Below are 17,789 nucleotides of genomic sequence, written 5' to 3'. Positions count from 1 at the left end.
GTTGTCCCCGGGGTTCACCGCGGGACGGGCCGGGGGTCAGGTTTTGTCCGGTCGCATGGGCAGCGCCAGCTTGCCGGAGGGTATGAGGTCTTCGGCGTCGGGGCCCTTTTGGATCTTTTCGTTCAGAAGGTAGAGGAACACGGCGAACAGGAGCAGGTAGACGACGGTGAAGAGGATCAGGGAGGCGAGCACGGTCTCGGCTTTCAGGTTGGGCGAGACGCCTTCCGCGGTGCGCATGATTCCGTAGACAATCCAGGGTTGGCGGCCGATTTCGGCCGCGAACCATCCGGCCTGGTTGGCGATTTGGGGCCCGAGCACCGACAGCACCAAAAGCCACAACAGCCAGCGCCGGTCCATTAGCGTGCCGCGCCATGCGTGCCACGAGCCGACGGCGGCAATTGCGATCATGGCGAAACCGATGGCCACCATGAGGTGGTAGAATTGGAAGGACCGATTCACGGGCGGCCAGTCCTCCTCCGGGAACTGATCCAGGCCGGTGACCGGTTGGTTGACATCGCCGTGTACGAGCCAGCTGAGCAGTCCCGGGATGGCGATGCCGTGAACCTTGCGTTGTTCCTCGTTGACCCAGCCGAGGAGGTAGAGGGGCGCACGCGGTCTGGTTTCGAACAACCCCTCGAACGCTGCCAGCTTGGCCGGCTGATTGCGGGCCACGCCTTCGGCGCTGATATGGCCGGTGACCAGTTGGAGAAGCGAAGCGACCAGGCCGAAGGTGAGGCCGTACTTGATGCAGGCCCTGGCGAAATCGAGGTGAACACGCTTCAGAAGGTACCAGGCCCCCACACTGACCACGAGGAACGCGCCGGCCTGCCAACAACCGCAAATCACGTGGGAGAGCCGGTGCAGGGAGGAGGGATTGAGCACCATGGCCCAGAAATCGGTGATCTCGGCGCGAGGTCCCATGGGCGTATCCACGATGTGGAACCCGGCCGGTGTTTGCATCCAGGAGTTGGCCACCACGATCCAGATGGCGCTGAAGTGGGCGCCCAGGCAGACCATGAGGGTGGCGAAGAAATGGGTGGAGCGTTTGACCTTGTCCCATCCGAACAACAGCACGGCCAGGAAGCCCGACTCGAGGAAGAAGGCGAAGATCCCCTCGGCAGCCAGGGCGCTGCCGAACACATCGCCGACGAACCGCGAGTAGTTGGCCCAGTTGGTGCCGAATTCGAACTCCATGACGATGCCGGTGGCCACGCCCAGGGCAAAGGTCAGCGCAAACACGCGGGTCCAGAATCGCGCCAATTGATGAAAGAGCGGGTTGTTGGTCCGGAGCCAAAGGGATTCAAAGATGACCAGCATGACCCCCAACCCGATGCTCAGCGGCGGGTATAGGTAATGAAAGGCCACCGTGGCGGCGAACTGGATTCGCGACAACGTAACGACGTCCCACTCCATGTGCGCGGAACAGTGTTTGCCAGGGGCACTGGAATGGCAAGTGAATCCGGTTCTTGCCGATCAGGTTCGACGGCGACCCCGGTGCGCTCCGGGCGTCGGGCGGATCGGATGTGCGATGTGCGATGGGACTGAGGACCTGGGAAGCCGGGTCCTGAGTGACCCGGCGGCGCAGATGGAGTCGTCTCGGTGGACTGTTTCGGCTTCGGACGGGTGATAACGGAGTTTTGTCTGGGTGCGGCTGGTGTGGGCCGGTCCGGGGTTTAGACGGATGTCTGTGGGGACGGGCTGGGTGGGGTTCGGGGGCATCGGTGGACAGGCGAGGTCCGGGAAGGGTAGGATCGGCCATGCTTTTGGGCGCTCATTGTTCGACGGCGGGTGGGGTGGCGTGTGCGTTGGAACGCGCGGTTCGGATTGGTGCGGAGTGCTGTCAGTTGTTCGTGAAGAACAACATGCAGTGGTTTGCGCGGCCGTTGCGGGAGGAGGAGTTGCGGGCTTATCGGGAGGCGCGGCACCAAGCCGGGCTGGGGTGCGTGTTCGGGCACGCGGGGTATTTGATCAACCTGGCTGCGCCGCCGTCACCCAACCGGGACAAGTCCCTCCGATCACTCGTGCAGGAGGTGGAGCGGGCCGAGGCACTGGACCTGCCATTTCTGGTGGTGCATCCGGGGGCGCACCTGGGTGCGGGGGTTGAAACTGGCCTGGCCCGCGTGGCTGAGGCTTTGGATGAGGTGATTGCGGCCACCCCGGGGTGTCGGGTGCGGTTGGCCCTTGAAAACACGGCAGGCCAGGGCACCTGCCTTGGGGCCGAGCTTTGGCATCTGACGGAGTTGTATCAGCGGGTGCGGCATCCCGAGCGGCTGGCGATATGCCTGGACACAGCCCATTTGTGGGGTGCGGGTTACGACATTCGGAGACCGGACGGTTGGGCACGTGTGTGGGAGGAGTTGGAGGGCGGGGTGGGATTGGATCAGTTGGTGGCGTTTCATCTGAATGATTCCAAGGCGTCGCTGGGGTCGCGGGTGGACCGGCATGAGCACATCGGGCGGGGACGACTCGGTCTGGAGGCTTTTCGGCTTCTGCTGGCGGATCCGCGGTTCGCCGCGCTGCCGGGCTGTCTGGAGACGCCCAAATCGGACGACCTTCACGAAGACCGTGAGAATCTTGCGGTATTGCGCGCCCTGAGTGCGCCGGAGCGGGGGGCCCGGGACCGGCGGACCGGCGGAGCCGTGCGGAAGAGGGAGAGCCGCGCCCGGCTGGAGCGCAGACGAGCACAATGAAAGTGGCGGAGAGAGGGGGATTCGAACCCCCGATACGGGTTTAAGCCCGTATAACGGTTTAGCAAACCGTCGCCTTCAGCCACTCGGCCATCTCTCCGCTTCTTTGGGGATTGGCGGGAAAGGCGGTTCTTGACGAGCCCTTGCCTTCTCCGGCCAACCAAGCTTCACCATACGAACGGATGGCTCTTGCAGCAAGCGCAAAGCTCCGGAGCGCCTTTGTTTGTTGGAATCCGGCTGGAATCCGGCCCGCGCGGGAGCCAGGCCCCGTGGGTTGAACCCGCGCCACTGGCCCCTGCGGGCTGGTTGGTGGGCCCAATCCCGGGATCGGAAAGATTCGGACCGGTGCCGGTGTGTCGGAGGGGGATCGGGCGGGCGAGCACCGGTTTGTCGAGGCTGATGGGTCCCTGGTCCCTCCAGATTGGCTTGCAACCTGCGGTTGGGGGGGGCCGGGCGAGGGGCAAATCAGCAGGGCAGGTTGGGAGAAACGGTACGACCCCAGATTGGCAGGGATTCTTGAGCGTGTTCGGAATTGTCTGCCCCGGTTAATGTTGGCCTGTCGACCGGGGCGCACCCGGTTTTTGCCCCCCGGGTTTGGGAGTCGAGTCGGCTTTGGGCCCGATACGGACGGAGCGGGCAATGTAACGGCCGTCCTCGGCGGGGACGTAGCTGATGCCCACTTCATCGCCGGGTTTGGCATCGGCCAGCACCGCCGGTTTGCCGTCCTTGGTGATGCGGGTTTCGGAAGTGATGTAGACGATGGTTTTCCCGACCGTGAGGGTCTTGTGGACCTGATCGACCTCGGCGATTCGGCCGCTCAAGGGCCGGGGTCGCGCGTTGGCCCTGGGTTTGGGCACTGCCGAATGTTCTGTCGTCGTATCCGCTGCCGGTTTTTGCGGTTCAGCCGCGGTACCGGTGTGGAGGACGAGCCCGGCGAGGGCGGCTGCCAACACGGTTGCGATCGTGCGTTTCATGGGACGGGTAGGATGTTGCTGTTTGACTTGCGCCCGGGCGGGTTGCGCTTTGCAGCCCGTTCCCTTTGGGCACTGCCTAGCATGTCGGCGTTGGGCGTCAAGGGCGAAATGGAGCCTTTGCCGGGCGTTGTGCTGGAAGGGGCGTTGCCCTGGTGGGGCCGGGTTGGAGCTGCCGCATGGGGGGTTGCAGGCGCCCGGCCGCTGTTGGCGGTGCGGAGGGGTTGGGTCGGCGGAGAACGGCCACGGGATGGCTGGCATGAGATATAGGTTGCCAGTCAGGTGGTGCGGTTTGTGGGGTGGAAGAGAAGGGCCCCGGGATTGACACGGCGTGAACGGTGCACAAATGTTGGGGCCGTTAAACGTGCTTTTGAGCAGAAACCAGAACTTCAGAAAGGGAGAAACGAACCATGGCATTGCCTGTTGGTAGCAAGGCACCGGATTTTACGTTGAAGACGAAGACCCCGGCGGGCCTGCAGGATGTGACGTTGAGCAACAATTTCGGGAAGCGCAACACCGTGCTTTTGTTCTTCCCACTGGCGTTTACCGGGGTTTGCACGAAGGAGATGTGCGATGTGACGGCGGGTCTGAACGCATACCGCGACCTGAACGCGGATGTGATCGGGATCAGCGTGGACAGTCCCTTCGCGCAAGAGGCGTGGGCACAGAAGGAAAAGATCGGCATCACCCTGGTCAGCGACCTGAACAAGACCGTGGCCAGGGCTTATGGGGTGCTGCTGGACGATTTGCTGGGGCTGGGATCGGTGAGTGCGCGGGCAGCGTTCGTGATTGATAAGCAGGGGATCATCCGCTACAGCGAGCAGACGCCGTCGCCGAAGGAATTGCCGAACTTCGAAGCAATCAAGAAGGTGTTGGCCGACCTGGGTTGATCCCGGGTGCCGGTGCTTCCGGCTGCTCAAGGAGCGGCGGGCACTCAACGAGGGCGAGCCCGTACTGCCACGGCCGATTTGTCGGGGGGCGGCGGAACGTCGGGCCGGTCCGGGCCCGGCGGTCTGTTGACGCCGTTCAGGGGTGGCGGGTTGGTGGCGGATGTTGTGGCCGGGGCCAGCGTGCACGGTGGGATTGACCGGTGTGGTTCGGATCGCCGGGCGCTGGTCGGCTCGCGGTTTTGAAACACCGGGCTGTTGGGTGGGGACCGGTTGTGCTAGGATTGGTCGGCCTGCAGGATGGCTCGTCCGTGAAAAAGACCAACACAGTCAAGCGCCGGATTCTCGTTGTAGACGACGAGCCTCTGGTGTGTGAAGCCATGGCCATGATGCTGTCCTTTGATGGGCATCAGGTCCAAACCGCACAGACCGGGGCCGAGGCGCTGGCGTTGCTGGAGCGGCAGACGTTTGATCTGGTGATCACGGACTATGCGATGCCGGAGATGCGCGGGGACGAGCTGGTTCGGCACATATCCGCCCGATGGCCCCATCTCCCGGTCCTGATGGTCACGGCTCATGCCGAAGTACTGGCGGCCGAGCGTGTTCCGTTGCCGGGCGTGTCCATGGTACTGAGCAAGCCTTTCATGTTGGACACGCTGAGGCAGGCGATTGAACAGGTGTGTCCGATGCCGGCTTCGCCTTCGCAAGCCTGAGTGCGGGCGCTGCTCCATGCCGCCCTTGGTCCGGCGGGACGGCAGGCTTTGTGCAGCCCTTGTAGGACCACGGATTGTCCGACCTGCTCCGAGCTTGAGAATCGGATCCGGATGGGCCAGCGTGGCTTCCATGGTCGATCGAACCGGTCTGACACGGCGGATGTTTCTGGCGCGGACTGCGGCCTTCGGCTTGTGGGCGTGTTGTCGGAGCGCCGAACAGGTCTTTGGCGCGGGCCGGGCGTCACCCGGGGTGTACCTGTTTGACAAGGTATGCGCCCAGGCAGGCCTCAGCCTGGAGGAGACGGTTGAATTGGTGGATTCGGTCGGACTGGAAGGTGTGGATTGTGCCGTGCGGGTCAAAGACCGGATTGAGCCGGCACAGGTGCGGCAGGATCTGCCGCGGTATGACCGGATGTTGCGGGCGCGGGGGCGGCGTGTGGGGCTGTTAACCACGGCGATTCTGAATCCCTCCACACCCGATGCACGCCCCGTGTTGGAAGTGGCCAGGGAACTGGGCGTAAGGATGTATCGGGTGGGATTCTTAAGGTTTCGACCCGAGACGCCTGTGGCGGATCAAATCCGGCAGGCCAGGGAAGGTCTGGCCCGGCTGGCCGAGTGGAACCGGCAGCTCGGGCTGTGTGCCCTGGTCCAGAACCATTCGCCCGCTGGCAACACCCGGTATCTCGGGGGCGACCTGTCGGAGATGGCAGCCCTGGTGGATGGGTTTTCTCCGGACGAGGTGGCCGTGGCATTCGATCCGGCGCATGCGCTGTTGGTGCATGGCGATGGATGGGCGGAGCATTTGGATCGGCTGAAAGGCCATCTGGGTGCGGTTTACGTGAAGGACGTGGACCGGCGGCGGCGGTTTGTTCCGTTTGGGGAGGGGGAGTTGGGCAGGATGGGATTCTTCGAGCGGCTGCGTCGCATGGGGTACGAGGGGCCGGTATCCCTGCACATCGAGTACGATTGGGGGCGGGAGGGGCGACGGGGACGGGCCGAGCTGGAGTTGGCCGTGCGGAATGCTCTGGGTCATTTCCGCCGGTGGTGGGCGGCCGCCGCAGTTGGATGATCCATCCCTGCTCCGGACTGCGGATTGGACGGCCCTGCTCAGGGGGTAGCCGGGCGGTCGGGCGGCACGAGTCCCCGGGCCATGGCGTAGCGTGTCAGGCCGGCGACGGTGTGAATGCCGAGCTTTTGCATGATGTGCTCGCGATGGGTTTCCACGGTACGGACGCTCACGCCCAGGCGTTCGGCGATTTCCTTGTTGGTGAGGCCCTCGGCGATGCCGACGAGCACCTGGCGTTCGCGCGGGGTCAATTCTGGGGTTTGTGGCGAGGGGGATTGCTCGTTGAGGACGAGCTGGTTCAGCACCGCCCGTGCGACGTCCGCGCTGAAGAAGGACTCGCCGCGGGCGACGGCTTCCACCGCCTGAATGATCATCCCGGGGTCCGCTTCTTTGGATACGTACCCATGAGCGCCGGCCTGGAGGATGCGGAGAATGTATTCGGTGTTGGCGTGCATGGAGAGGATGAGGACCCTGATGTTGGGGAGCTCACGCCGGACCGCCTCGGTGAAGGCCAGTCCGTCCATGCGGGGCATGTCCAGGTCGGTGAGCACGACGTCCGGTTGGAGGGACCGACAGAGGTCGAGGGCTTCCAAACCGTCCGCGGCTTCGCCGACCACCTCAATCTGTGGGTTCCGGCGAAGCCATGCGCGGATGCCCCGTCGGACGACGGGGTGATCATCCACGACCAGAACACGGATGGGTTTGGGCGTCATGCCGGGGTGTGTGGTGAGGGTGGCCGTGGTGGACGGTTGACCTGAACCAGCACGGTCGGCTGCGACCGGGTCGTGCGGATGGGGGATTGGGCTGGCGTGATAACCTGCCGGGGTATCATCGGTTCTCCCTGGGGTTAGGGTGTTGGTGAATCCCGTCATGGCCTTTTGGGTGGCCACGCCTGGTCCGTTGCCGGCTGTGCCGGTGCGCGGTTCGAGTACGGTTTCCAGCCGCCTCCGGTTGCTGGAGCCTGCTCGAGCCGAGGTTGATCATGCAGTCGTTCATGGTTCCCGGGTCCCGCCCGATTGCGCCGGAAGCTGCGAACCACACTACCGGATTTGGAGGAACAAACAATCAGGGGCGGGCCCTGTTGTGCTCCCGGAGAAAGTCCGTGGTGCATCCGTATTGCACCCGACAACTGATCCCGGGGCGTTGCCGGGTTTTTGTCCGGCCGGGGGACGGGGTGGCTCGGCGGTGAAGGGCCTGTGGGTGGCCTGTGGTGGGTGTTGGGGAAGGCGGCAGAAAAGAAGGCGCCCACCCGGCCATGCATTGGGTGGGAAACCGGGTGGGCGCCTGGTGTGGGTGGTGTGCGGATCAGGCAGGCATCAAACCGTGTAGGAGCCGCTGGCGACGCGGCCGCCGTGGCCGGTCCAGTTGGTGTGGAAGAACTGGCCCCGGGGACGGTCGACGCGTTCGTAGGTGTGGGCACCGAAGTAATCGCGTTGGGCCTGGATCAGGTTGGCCGGCAGTCGTTCGCTGCGGATGCCGTCGAAGAACGCCAGGGCCGTGCTGAAGGCCGGCACGGGGATGCCGTGGAGGGCTGCGGTGGCCACCACGCGACGCCATGACGGCACGGCCTCCCGGACGGCGTTGGCGAAGAAGGGGTCGAGCAACAGGTTTTCGAGGTTGGGGTTGTTGTCGAAGGCCTTCTTGATTTCGCCGAGGAAGACGCTCCGGATGATGCATCCGCCGCGCCAGAGCAGGGCGATGCTGCCGTAGTTGAGGTGCCAGCCGTACTGTTGGGCGGCGGCGCGCATCAGCATGAAGCCCTGGGCGTAACTGACGATTTTGGACGCGTAGAGGGCCCGGCGGAGGTCCTGCAGCCACTGGGCCCGGTCCCCTTCGAAACGCGGGTTGGGTGGCGGGAAGACCTTGGCGGCCTGCAGTCGCTGGTCTTTGAAGGCCGACACACAGCGGGCGTAGACGGCTTCGGCGATGAGGGTGACCGGGATGCCGAGTTCGGCCGAGGACATCACGGTCCACTTGCCGGTGCCTTTCTGGCCGGCGGTGTCGAGGATTTTGTCGACCAGGGGCTGACCGTCCTCGTCCTTGAAGGCGAGGATGTCGCGGGTGATTTCGATGAGGTAGGACTTGAGCTCGGCCTCGTTCCACTCGCCGAAGACGCGGCTCATTTCGTCGGGCGACATGCCGAGGCCGTCTTTCATCATGTGGTAGGCCTCGGCGATGAGTTGCATGTCGCCGTATTCGATGCCGTTGTGGACCATTTTGACGTAATGGCCGGCGCCGTTTTCGCCGACCCAATCGCAGCAGGGTTCGGTTTTGCCGGTGGTGGGGTCGGTGACCTTGGCGGCGATGGCCTGGAAGATGGGTTTGACGTGGGGCCAGGCGGCGGGGCTGCCGCCGGGCATGATGGAGGGTCCGTGGCGGGCACCCTCCTCGCCGCCGCTGACGCCGGTGCCGATGTAGAGGAGGCCCTTGCTTTCGACGTATCGGGTACGGCGGATGGTGTCTTCGAAATTGGAGTTGCCGCCGTCGATGATGATGTCGCCGGGTTCGAGCACGCCGAGGAGTTGTTCGATGAACTCGTCCACGGGCGGTCCGGCTTTGACCATGAGCATGACCCGGCGGGGTTTTTTGAGGAGGGCGGCCATTTCCTGGAGGGAATGGGCGCCCAGGACGCGGGTTCCTTTGGCTTCGTTGGCGAGGAATTCGTCCACCTTGGAGGTGGTGCGGTTGTAGGCCACGACGGTGAAGCCGTGGTCGTTCATGTTGAGGATGAGGTTCTGGCCCATGACGGCCAGGCCGATGACTGCGATGTCAGCTTTGGGTTCCATGGTGGTTTTGCAGGGGATTTCGGGATTTGGTTGGATGGCGCGGTTCAACGTTGGATTCGAGCCGAGCCGCCGCGGGCGAACGCCTCGACCTGTTCGAGGGTGACCATGGTGGTGTCGCCGGGCGTGGTGGTGAGGAGGGCGCCGTGGGCCCAACCCAGGCGCACGCATTCCTCGGGCGCGCGTCCGGTGAGCATGCCGTAGAACAGGCCGGCGGCGAAACCGTCGCCACCGCCGACGCGGTCGTATACATCCAACTCGCAGGTGGGCGCCTGGTAGACCTTGCCGTTGATCCATGCCACGGCGCTCCACCGATGGCGGTTGGTGGAGAGGACCTCGCGGAGGGTGGTGGCGACCACGCGGATTTGGGGGTAGGCCTTGACCACGGCATCCATCATGCCGACGAACACGGCCGGGTCGAGCTGGGAGGTGGCGTGCACGTCGGGGCCTTTCAGGCCGAGGCCCTTTTGGAGGTCCTCTTCATTGCCAACGAGGACGTCCACGTATTTGACGATTTCGCGGTTGACGGCCACGGCGCGGTCCTGGCCGCCCCAGACGTCCCAGAGTTTCTGGCGGAAATTCAGGTCGAAGGAGGTGACGGCGCCTGCGGCCTTGGCGGCCTGCATGGCTTCGATGATGAGCGGGCCGGTGGTTTCGGAGAGTGCGGCGAAGATGCCGCCGCTGTGGAACCACCGGACGCCCTGGGCAAAGATGGCTTTCCAGTCGAAATCACCCGGTTTGAGCAGGGCGCCCGCCTCGTTGCTGCGGTTGTAGAATACGACGGGCGGACGGACGCCGAAGCCGCGGTCGCTGTAGACGATGGCGTGATTGGGGCCGCGGACACCGTCGTGTTTGAAGCGTTTGTAGAACGGCCTGACGCCCATGGCCCGCACGCGTTCGGCGATGAGGTCGCCGATGGGGTACTCCACCAGGGCGGTGGCGATGCCGGTTTGGAGCCGGAAACAGTCGGCCAGGTTGGCCGCGACGTTGTATTCGCCGCCGCTGACGTGGATGCGGCATTCGGTGGCTTTGCGGAATGGCACCACGCCGGGGTCCAGCCGATGGACCAGCGCGCCCAGTGCCAGGAAGTCCAGGGAACCTTGGGATGGGATGTTGAGTCCGTAGTTGCTCATAAAGCCGGATCAGAATTTGCCGTTGCCCAGAAATATCGGGCGGAGGTGGCGTTCGTAAAGGTTGTGTGTGACCAGGGTTGCGATGTGGTCGTGGGCCTGCTCGAGCAGCCGGAGGAACTGCCGGCCGCGCCGGGCGGCCAGTTTGTAGCCGACATGGAACAACTGGCGGAGGTGGGGGTTGAACTGCGGGTGGTTGGGGTCATGGCGGAGGGCGGCGGCGAACCGTTCGGGGCTCCAGCGGCGGACCTCATCGGCCGGCGGCAACCGGCGGCGGTCGATGTCGATGACGGTGGCGTAGGGTGCGCAGAGTTCGTCGAGGTGCTCGAGAGCCTCGGTGTAGAGGTCGCGGGCCAGGTCGAGACCGGCCCCGCCGGATTCGATGAGGCCGAGCAGTTCTTCCAGCCATGTGGTGCCTGCGGTTTTGACGTGAAGGCCCTCGCCGGTGCGGCGGAGGGTGCGGTGCAGGATGGGGTAGAGGGAGAACTTGTCGCTGCCGGAGTGGACACTGAGTTTGAGGCTGGGCGGCAGGTTGTAGTGTTGGCGTGCGAAGCGGATGACGGCCAGGAAATCCAGCAATTGTTGCTCGAACGCCCGGAGATCGCCGACGTAATCCACGCCCTTGTTGAAGCGGCCGACGAACCGGGGCGCGATGGTTTGGACGGGCACACCCGCGTCGGCCAGGGCGGCGAGGATCACCAACAGTTCCAGGGGAGATTGTGGGTGATCCGTTTCGTCCATGGAAACCTCGGTGATGAAGGTGCCGGGGCCTTTTGCCGCGGCGATGGCCCGGTACGCCGCGGCGGCTTCGTCCACGGCTTTCAGGTAGTGTTGGGCGGCGCGGCCGAGGGTGGCGGCGTCGGTCTGGATGGGCTCAACCAGTTCGGGCAGGTCCAGCCGGCCGAGCAGTTCGGGATGGCGTTGCAGGAAGGCTTCCACGCGCGCGGGGGGTGCGGGCTGGCCGATGACCTCGGCGACGTCCAGGGTGAAGTAATCGCAACAGCCGAGGTAGGGGTCCAGGATTTCGCGGCGGACGTGGTCGGCGTCCACGTGCCAGGGTCGGTCCCAACCGGCGGCGCGGACGGCGGCCTGGGCGGCGGCGCGGACGCTGTCGGGTTGGGAACCGATGATTTGGTGTTCCCGATGGGATTTGTTCCAGACGGGGACGACTTCGACGCCGGCCTGCAAGGTTTTTTGGCAGGCGGCCAATTGCGCCGGCGCCTCGTGGGCGAACCGGTCACCCACGCCGATTGAGTATTTGGCCAGAGCGGTCCTGGTTTCCATGGCTTGTCGGTCAACCTCCCGCGGTGCCGGATTCGGAGCGGCACCATCTCAAGCCTATACAATCGGGGTCGGCCGGCGAGGTGCGAATTTTTGCATGATGGTCTGAGAAAATTGCACGGTTCAGCATGGCAGCCCGGGGCCGATGCCGAAATTTCAAACTGAAATGCAAAGCCGGGGGGGTGGGAGACCCTGCCGGAGGTGGTAAATTCCGGAGGTGCCGTGCTCCGGGTCGGGTGGACCCTGGCGGAGCCGGACTTCGGGGCCGCGGGTCGGGCGGCTCCGGCTGTGGAACATCAACCCGCGGATTGTGAGGAGTGAACGTGCAAGCGCGAGTGATCATTCGAGGGATGGGCCTCGGGATGGGGCTGGTTCTGGCCGGGGTATGGATGGGGTGTCAACAGCCTGGGGTGATGCCGTCGGGGACGGAATCGGCCCGGCCGTGGCGGGAGGCGGCGGCCATTGTGAGCCGTGTGCAGCCGCCGCGGTTTCCAAACCGCACGTTTTCGATCACGGATTACGGGGCGGTGGCGGATGGTCGGACGGACGCCACGGAGGCCATCCGGCGGGCCATTGAGGCGTGTGCGGCGGCGGGTGGCGGCCGGGTGTTGGTGCCGCCGGGCGAGTATTTGACGGGCCCGATTCACTTGCGCAGCGGGGTGAACCTGCATGTGGCGGAGGGGGCGGTATTGCGGTTCAAGACCGATCCGGATGCGTATTTACCGTTGGTGCTGACGCGGTGGGAGGGGATGGACTGCTACAATTACTCGCCGCTGATTTACGCCCACGGCCAGGTGAACGTGGCGGTGACGGGGCGCGGGGTTTTGGATGGTCAGGCCGGGGATGACAATTGGTGGGCCTGGAAGGGGCCGGGCCGGAATCGGCCGGCTCAGGGGCCCAATCAGGTGGCGGCCCGGAACCGGTTGGTGGCGCAGGTGGCTGCCGGGGTACCGGTGGAACAGCGTCGGTACGGTCCGGGGTGTTATTTGCGGCCCAATTTCATTCAGTTCTACCGGTGTCGGAACGTGTGGATTGAGGGGGTGCGGATCCGGCGGTCGCCCATGTGGAACATTCATCCGGTGTTGTGCACGAACGTGCTGGTGCGCGGAGTGGAGGTGATTTCGCACGGGCCGAACAACGACGGTTGCAATCCGGAGAGTTGCTGGGACGTGGTGATTGAGGACTGCGTGTTCGACACGGGCGACGACTGCATTGCGATCAAGTCGGGCCGGAACGAGGACGGCCGGCGGCTGGGCATTCCGTCCGGCAATATTGTGGTGCGGCGTTGTCTGATGCGGGACGGTCATGGCGGCGTGGTGATGGGGAGCGAGATCTCCGGGGGTTGCCGGAATGTGTTTGTGGAGGATTGCCGCATGGACAGCCCGAAGCTGGACCGGGTGTTGCGGTTTAAATCGAACGCGGTCCGCGGCGGGGTGATTGAAAATGTATGGATGCGCAACGTGCGCGTGGGTCGGGTGGCGGATGCGGTGTTGCAGATTGATTTCCTGTACGAGGAAGGCGCAAAGGGACCGTACCGACCCGCGGTGCGGCACGTACGCATGGAGAACGTGGAGGTGGAGCAGGCGGCGCGGGTTTTGGACATCCGGACCTTTGAGGGGGCGGAGATCCGGGACGTGCGGCTGGTGCGCTGTCGTGTGCGCGGGGTGACACGGCCGGACCGTGTGGATGGCGGGGACGTGCAGTTGGTGGATTGCGAAGTGGAGCGCGCGCGGTAGGTGGGATCGGCCGTTCGGAAAACGTGGCGAGGACGGTTGCCGGGCCCGTCCGGCCGCGGCGATGGGCCGGCCGGCGGCGGGTGGCTCCCGGACCGGTCGGTGGCGGGCCGGTCGGGCGGGTGTCGAGGGCGTTCGGGGGTGCCGGGGTTGTGGGGGGCGGGCGCCGGGCCCGCGAGAATGTGTTTGAGCCGGGCGACGGGATCGGGTAACGGGTGGATTTTGCTGCGGAGCGGATGAACGACGCCAAACAGCTGGGAATCCTGGAAGAGTTCCGGCTCGAATTCCAGGCGCTCTGGCCGCGGGTGCCGAACAAGGGGATGTTGTTCGGGCTCGGCGCGCTGTGGGTGTTGCTGTTTCATTTTCTGGGGAATTCCACCTTCGGCTATGTCAAGACGGCCTCGTTGCTGGAGTGGATGGTAAACGCCTACAGGGCGAATGATTGGGACGAAGGGCATGGGCTGATCGTGCCGTTGATTGTGCTGGGGCTGATGTGGTGGAAGCGGCGGGAGCTGTGGGGCGGACCGTTGGAATTGTGGCCCCCGGCCCTTGCCGTGGTGGGGGTGGCGTTGGGACTGCACGTGCTCGGCTATTTGATCCAGCAGCCGCGGATCTCGATCGTGGCGTTTTTTCTGGGGTTGTACGGGCTGATGGGGCTGGCCTGGGGACCGAGGTTTCTGCGGGCTTGTGTGTTTCCGTATGTGCTGCTTGTGTTTTGCATTCCGCTGGGGTCTTTGGCGGAGGTGGTGACGTTCCCGTTGCGGATGGTGGTAACCTACGTTTCGGTGGGGGTGGCGCAGGTGCTGGGCTTCGATGTGCTCAGGGAGGGGTCGCTGATCTACGATGCGCAACGGACGTACCGGTATGACGTGGCGCCGGCCTGCAGCGGGATTCGCAGCCTGATGAGTTTGCTGGCGCTGACGGTGATTTTCGGGATGACGGCCTTTCGTACGGCCTGGCGGCGCTGGGTGATGGTGTTGGCGGCGATCCCGCTGGCCGTGTTGGGCAACGTGGCCCGGATCACTTTTACGATTCTGGTGACGGAGGTGTTCGGGCAGTCCTACGGGGTGAGTGTGGAACAACGGTTTGGGTTTGTGACCTTTGCGGTGGCGATTGGCTGCCTGTTGTTGTTGGAGCAGTGGTTGCGGGAGCCGGAACCGGTGCGGCCGGCGGGTGAGGGGAAGGAGTCGGGCGCATGAACCGGCGGGTTTGGATCTGGACGGTGATGGCGGGGTTGTTGATGGCGGGCACGGCGCTGCTGTTGGGGGAGTTGAAGGCGCGGCAGCGGCTGGGCAATCCCGGTGTACGGACGCGGCCGATTCCCGGTGAACCGTTGCGGGTGGAGGTGGTTTTGCCGGAGACGGTGCCGGGGTATCGGTCGGAGCCGCTGGAGGTGCAAAAGGAGGTGGTGGAGGCATTGCCGCCGGACACGAGTTTTGGGCAGCGGGTTTACCGGGGCGACGACGGTTTTGAGCTGTTGTTGAACGTGGTGTTGATGGGCACGGACCGGACGAGCATTCACAAGCCGCAGTTTTGTCTGGTGGGTGCCGGGTGGCGGATTGACCGGACGGAGACGGATCGCGTACGAATTCCGCGGCCGCATCCGTATGACCTGCCGGTGGTGAAGCTTTTGACGAGCCGGGAGGTGACGGTGCGGGGTTCGGCCACGCCGGTGCGCGGGTTGTACGTGTACTGGTTTGTGTGTGAGGATGGTTTGAGCGGGGAACCCACCGGCTGGGAACGGATGAGCTGGATGGCGCGCCGGCTGGTGACGGGCGGGGTGTTGCAGCGATGGGCGTATGTGACCTGTTTTGCGGTTTGTGCGCCGGGGCAGGAAGAGAGGACCTACGAGCGCATGAAAGCCTTTCTGGCGGCATCGGTACCCGAATTTCAAACGGTGGCCGGCCCGGAGGTGCCGGGTCAGCACGCTACGGCGGGCGGGGCGCCATGAAGCGGCGGGCCAACGGGCTTCGGATCCGGTACGATTCCGGGCGCAGCCGGCGGTGATACCGGGCCTATGGCAACGCGCGAACGACAGATCCGTTTACTGCTGAACCAATGGGTGGACGCGTGCCTGTTCGGGCTGAGTTTCTGGCTGGCGTACGCGTTGCGGACCCATCCCACGGTGTGTGAATGGCTGGATCTGCCTCCGTTTCCCGTGCCGTTTGATGCGTTCCTGTGGGTTTATTTGTTGTTGATTCCGGCGGGACCGCTGACGTTGGAGGCGAGCGGGTTTTACCGGCGTCCCGTGTTGGGGCCGCGCTGGCAGAGTACGCTGTGTTTGTTGCGGGGGATTGCCCTGTTGTGCATGGGGCTGACGTTGCTGTTGTTCTTTACGCAGCTGGTGACGCCCCGGTGGATGGTGGTGTGGTTCGGGGTGATTGCCTTCGGGCTGGTGTATGCGCGGCAGGAGACGCTGCGGTGGCTGTACCGGCGGCGGTTGACGCAACCGCAGTTTCGGCACCGCGTGGCCCTGGTGGGGGTGCCGTCCGAGTTGCAACGTTTGCGGCAGCAGGTGGAGTCCCACCCGGACGAGGGCATGGACGTGGTGGCGGAGCTGGATCTGACACGGGAGGATCCCGGGAAGATCACCGACGTGCTGCATGAGCATTCGGTGAACGGGGTGCTGATCAGTGCCGAGCACACCCATTTTGAGCAGGTGCAGCGGGTGATCCGGGCTTGTGAGACCGAGGGGGTGGAGGCCTGGCTGCTGGCGGAGTTTTTCCGGACGGAGATTTCGCGGACGACGCTGGATGATTTTTACGGGCGACCGGTGCTGGTGTTCCGGGCCACGCCGGACAAGCCGGTGCAGTTGATGCTGAAACGGGTGGTGGACGTGGTGGGGTCGGTGGTGTTGCTTGTTGTACTGGCGATTCCGATGTTGGTGGTGGCCCTGTTGATCCGGCTGACCTCACCCGGGCCGGTGTTGTTCCGCCAGCAGCGGGCCGGTCTGAATGGTCGCCCGTTCACCATGTACAAGTTCCGCACCATGGTGACGAATGCCGAGCAGCTGAAGCACGAGCTGGAGCAGCTGAACGAGATGTCGGGGCCGGTGTTCAAGATCACCAATGATCCCCGGGTGACGCCGATCGGACGGTTTCTGCGCCGCTACAGCATTGACGAGCTGCCGCAGCTGATCAACGTGCTGCGGGGGGAGATGAGCCTGGTGGGGCCGCGTCCGTTGCCCGTGGATGAAGTGGCGCGGTTTGACGATGTTTCGCATCGGCGGCGGTTGAGTGTGAAGCCGGGGCTGACCTGTCTGTGGCAGATCAGCGGCCGGAGCGAGCTGCGGGATTTCAAGGAATGGGTGCGGCTGGATCTGGAGTACATTGACCACTGGTCGCTCTGGCTGGACTTCAAGATCCTATTGCGCACGATTCCGGTGGTCCTGACGGCCAAGGGGGCGAAATAGGGCCTCGGGGCGGGGTTTGACCGCAGGTGGGGTCGGGTCGGGAAGGGTGCCTTTTTCTGTTGCACGACGATGAACACGAAGCAGGCAGAACGAAAACGGCGCACCGGCCGGGCTGAATCGGTGAAACGGCGGGCCGGGCGGTCGGGACGGGAACCGGTGTCGGTGGTCACCGGCGCGGCGGGTTTCCTGGGGTCGCATCTGACGGACTATCTGTTGGCGCAAGGGCACCGGGTGATTGGGATTGACAATCTGATCACGGGCAACGTCGCCAACATCGAGCATCTGGCGGGCGAGCCACGGTTCCGGTTCATCTGCCAGGACGTCACGGAGTATCTGTTTCTGGCGGGGCCCGTGGATTATGTGTGGCACTTTGCGTCGCCGGCCAGCCCGGCGGATTACCTGAACTTCCCGATCCAGACGCTGAAGGTGGGATCGTTGGGCACGCACAAGGCGTTGGGGCTGGCCCGACACAAGGGGGCGCGATTTCTTCTGGCCTCCACGTCCGAGGTGTACGGGGATCCGGAGGTGCATCCGCAGTCGGAGGACTACTGGGGGCACGTCAACCCGATCGGGCCCCGCGGCTGTTATGACGAATCGAAGCGGTTCGCCGAGGCGCTGACCATGGCGTACCAGCGCGAGCACGGGCTGGAGACCCGCATTGTGCGGATCTTCAACACGTACGGGCCCCGGATGCGCCTGAATGACGGGCGGGTGGTGCCGAATTTCATCGTTCAGGCGCTGAAGGGGCGGCCGCTGACCGTGTACGGCGATGGTTCGCAGACGCGGAGTTTTTGTTATGTGTCCGATCTCATCGAAGGGGTGTACCGGCTGATGATGAGCGATTACGGCCTGCCGGTGAACCTGGGCAATCCCACGGAACTGACGGTCTTGCAGTTTGCCCGGGAAATCCTGCGGCTGACCGGGTCGAGGAGTCGCATCGTGTTCAAACCGCTGCCGCAGGATGACCCTCGCCAGCGGCGTCCCGACATCACGCGGGCCCGAAAACTGCTGGGTTGGGAGCCGCGGGTGCCTTTGGAGGAGGGGCTGGTTCGGACCATTGAAGATTTTCGGCGCCGATTGTGAGGGAGTGCAGGGCGCGGTCCGGGGCTGGATGACACTTTGGTGA

15 protein-coding genes and 1 tRNA gene are annotated in these 17,789 nt (G+C 64.5%); 9 read left to right on the top strand and 7 right to left on the bottom strand.

From position 1 onward, the window contains the following. Positions 1–36 precede the first annotated feature (36 nt). A complete protein-coding gene (locus G4L39_RS02865; protein WP_165105748.1) occupies positions 37–1,413 on the bottom strand; it encodes a cytochrome ubiquinol oxidase subunit I in 1,377 nt (458 codons plus the stop codon). Between the two features lie 344 nt (positions 1,414–1,757). Between G4L39_RS02865 and G4L39_RS02860 the strand changes: the two genes are divergently transcribed. Then, positions 1,758–2,690 carry a deoxyribonuclease IV gene (locus tag G4L39_RS02860; protein ID WP_165105747.1) on the top strand — a complete coding sequence of 311 codons (933 nt, stop codon included), beginning with the start codon at positions 1,758–1,760 and terminating at the stop codon, positions 2,688–2,690. Positions 2,691–2,693: 3 nt separating this feature from the next. On the opposite strand, the gene G4L39_RS02855 is transcribed toward G4L39_RS02860, so the two are convergent. Further along, positions 2,694–2,787 (bottom strand) — tRNA-Ser (locus G4L39_RS02855). 445 nt (positions 2,788–3,232) lie between these two features. Next, on the bottom strand, positions 3,233–3,661 hold the full coding sequence (locus tag G4L39_RS02850) for a DUF5666 domain-containing protein (protein WP_165105745.1): 429 nt from the start codon (positions 3,659–3,661) through the stop codon (positions 3,233–3,235). A 407-nt stretch (positions 3,662–4,068) separates the two neighbouring features. Here G4L39_RS02850 and G4L39_RS02845 point away from each other — a divergent pair, with 407 nt between their 5' ends. From G4L39_RS02845 to G4L39_RS02835, 3 genes are all read left to right on the top strand, one after another. Then, positions 4,069–4,548 (top strand): redoxin domain-containing protein, encoded by a 480-nt coding sequence (locus tag G4L39_RS02845; RefSeq protein ID WP_165105744.1) that lies wholly within the window; start codon positions 4,069–4,071, stop codon positions 4,546–4,548. A 308-nt stretch (positions 4,549–4,856) separates the two neighbouring features. Further along, the gene (locus G4L39_RS02840) at positions 4,857–5,258 is read left to right on the top strand and encodes a response regulator (protein WP_165105743.1); all 402 of its coding nucleotides are present in this window, start codon (positions 4,857–4,859) and stop codon (positions 5,256–5,258) included. A gap of 130 nt (positions 5,259–5,388) precedes the next feature. After that, positions 5,389–6,327 (top strand): sugar phosphate isomerase/epimerase family protein, encoded by a 939-nt coding sequence (locus G4L39_RS02835; protein ID WP_165105742.1) that lies wholly within the window; start codon positions 5,389–5,391, stop codon positions 6,325–6,327. Between the two features lie 38 nt (positions 6,328–6,365). Here the strand turns inward: G4L39_RS02835 and G4L39_RS02830 are convergent, their stop codons facing one another. The 4 genes from G4L39_RS02830 to G4L39_RS02815 all read right to left on the bottom strand — a co-directional run bounded on the left by G4L39_RS02830 (position 6,366) and on the right by G4L39_RS02815 (position 11,521). After that, a complete protein-coding gene (locus tag G4L39_RS02830; RefSeq protein WP_165105741.1) occupies positions 6,366–7,037 on the bottom strand; it encodes a response regulator in 672 nt (223 codons plus the stop codon). A gap of 603 nt (positions 7,038–7,640) precedes the next feature. Further along, positions 7,641–9,110 (bottom strand): decarboxylating NADP(+)-dependent phosphogluconate dehydrogenase, encoded by a 1,470-nt coding sequence (gene gnd / locus G4L39_RS02825; RefSeq protein ID WP_165105740.1) that lies wholly within the window; start codon positions 9,108–9,110, stop codon positions 7,641–7,643. A gap of 44 nt (positions 9,111–9,154) precedes the next feature. Further along, positions 9,155–10,240 carry a sugar kinase gene (locus tag G4L39_RS02820; RefSeq protein ID WP_165105739.1) on the bottom strand — a complete coding sequence of 362 codons (1,086 nt, stop codon included), beginning with the start codon at positions 10,238–10,240 and terminating at the stop codon, positions 9,155–9,157. 9 nt (positions 10,241–10,249) lie between these two features. Then, a complete protein-coding gene (locus tag G4L39_RS02815; protein WP_165105738.1) occupies positions 10,250–11,521 on the bottom strand; it encodes a tagaturonate epimerase family protein in 1,272 nt (423 codons plus the stop codon). Between the two features lie 320 nt (positions 11,522–11,841). Here G4L39_RS02815 and G4L39_RS02810 point away from each other — a divergent pair, with 320 nt between their 5' ends. From G4L39_RS02810 to G4L39_RS02790, 5 genes are all read left to right on the top strand, one after another. Then, on the top strand, positions 11,842–13,254 hold the full coding sequence (locus tag G4L39_RS02810) for a glycosyl hydrolase family 28 protein (protein WP_205880736.1): 1,413 nt from the start codon (positions 11,842–11,844) through the stop codon (positions 13,252–13,254). Between the two features lie 233 nt (positions 13,255–13,487). Next, positions 13,488–14,450: an exosortase/archaeosortase family protein gene (locus G4L39_RS02805; RefSeq protein WP_165105737.1), complete on the top strand. Its 963-nt coding sequence runs from the start codon at positions 13,488–13,490 to the stop codon at positions 14,448–14,450. Next, positions 14,447–15,202 carry an exosortase-associated EpsI family protein gene (locus G4L39_RS02800; RefSeq protein ID WP_165105736.1) on the top strand — a complete coding sequence of 252 codons (756 nt, stop codon included), beginning with the start codon at positions 14,447–14,449 and terminating at the stop codon, positions 15,200–15,202. Before G4L39_RS02805 ends, G4L39_RS02800 begins: the two co-directional genes overlap by 4 nt. 66 nt (positions 15,203–15,268) lie before the next feature. Further along, positions 15,269–16,663, top strand: a complete 1,395-nt coding sequence (locus tag G4L39_RS02795) for a sugar transferase (protein WP_165105735.1) — start codon at positions 15,269–15,271, stop codon at positions 16,661–16,663. Between the two features lie 69 nt (positions 16,664–16,732). Beyond that, on the top strand, positions 16,733–17,746 hold the full coding sequence (locus G4L39_RS02790) for a UDP-glucuronic acid decarboxylase family protein (RefSeq protein ID WP_165105733.1): 1,014 nt from the start codon (positions 16,733–16,735) through the stop codon (positions 17,744–17,746). The last annotated feature ends 43 nt before the right edge of the window (positions 17,747–17,789 follow it).

Origin of the sequence: Limisphaera ngatamarikiensis (assembly GCF_011044775.1) — a bacterium.
Taxonomy (GTDB): Bacteria; Verrucomicrobiota; Verrucomicrobiia; order Limisphaerales; family Limisphaeraceae; genus Limisphaera; species Limisphaera ngatamarikiensis.
This window is presented reverse-complemented; position numbering and strand designations above follow the sequence as displayed.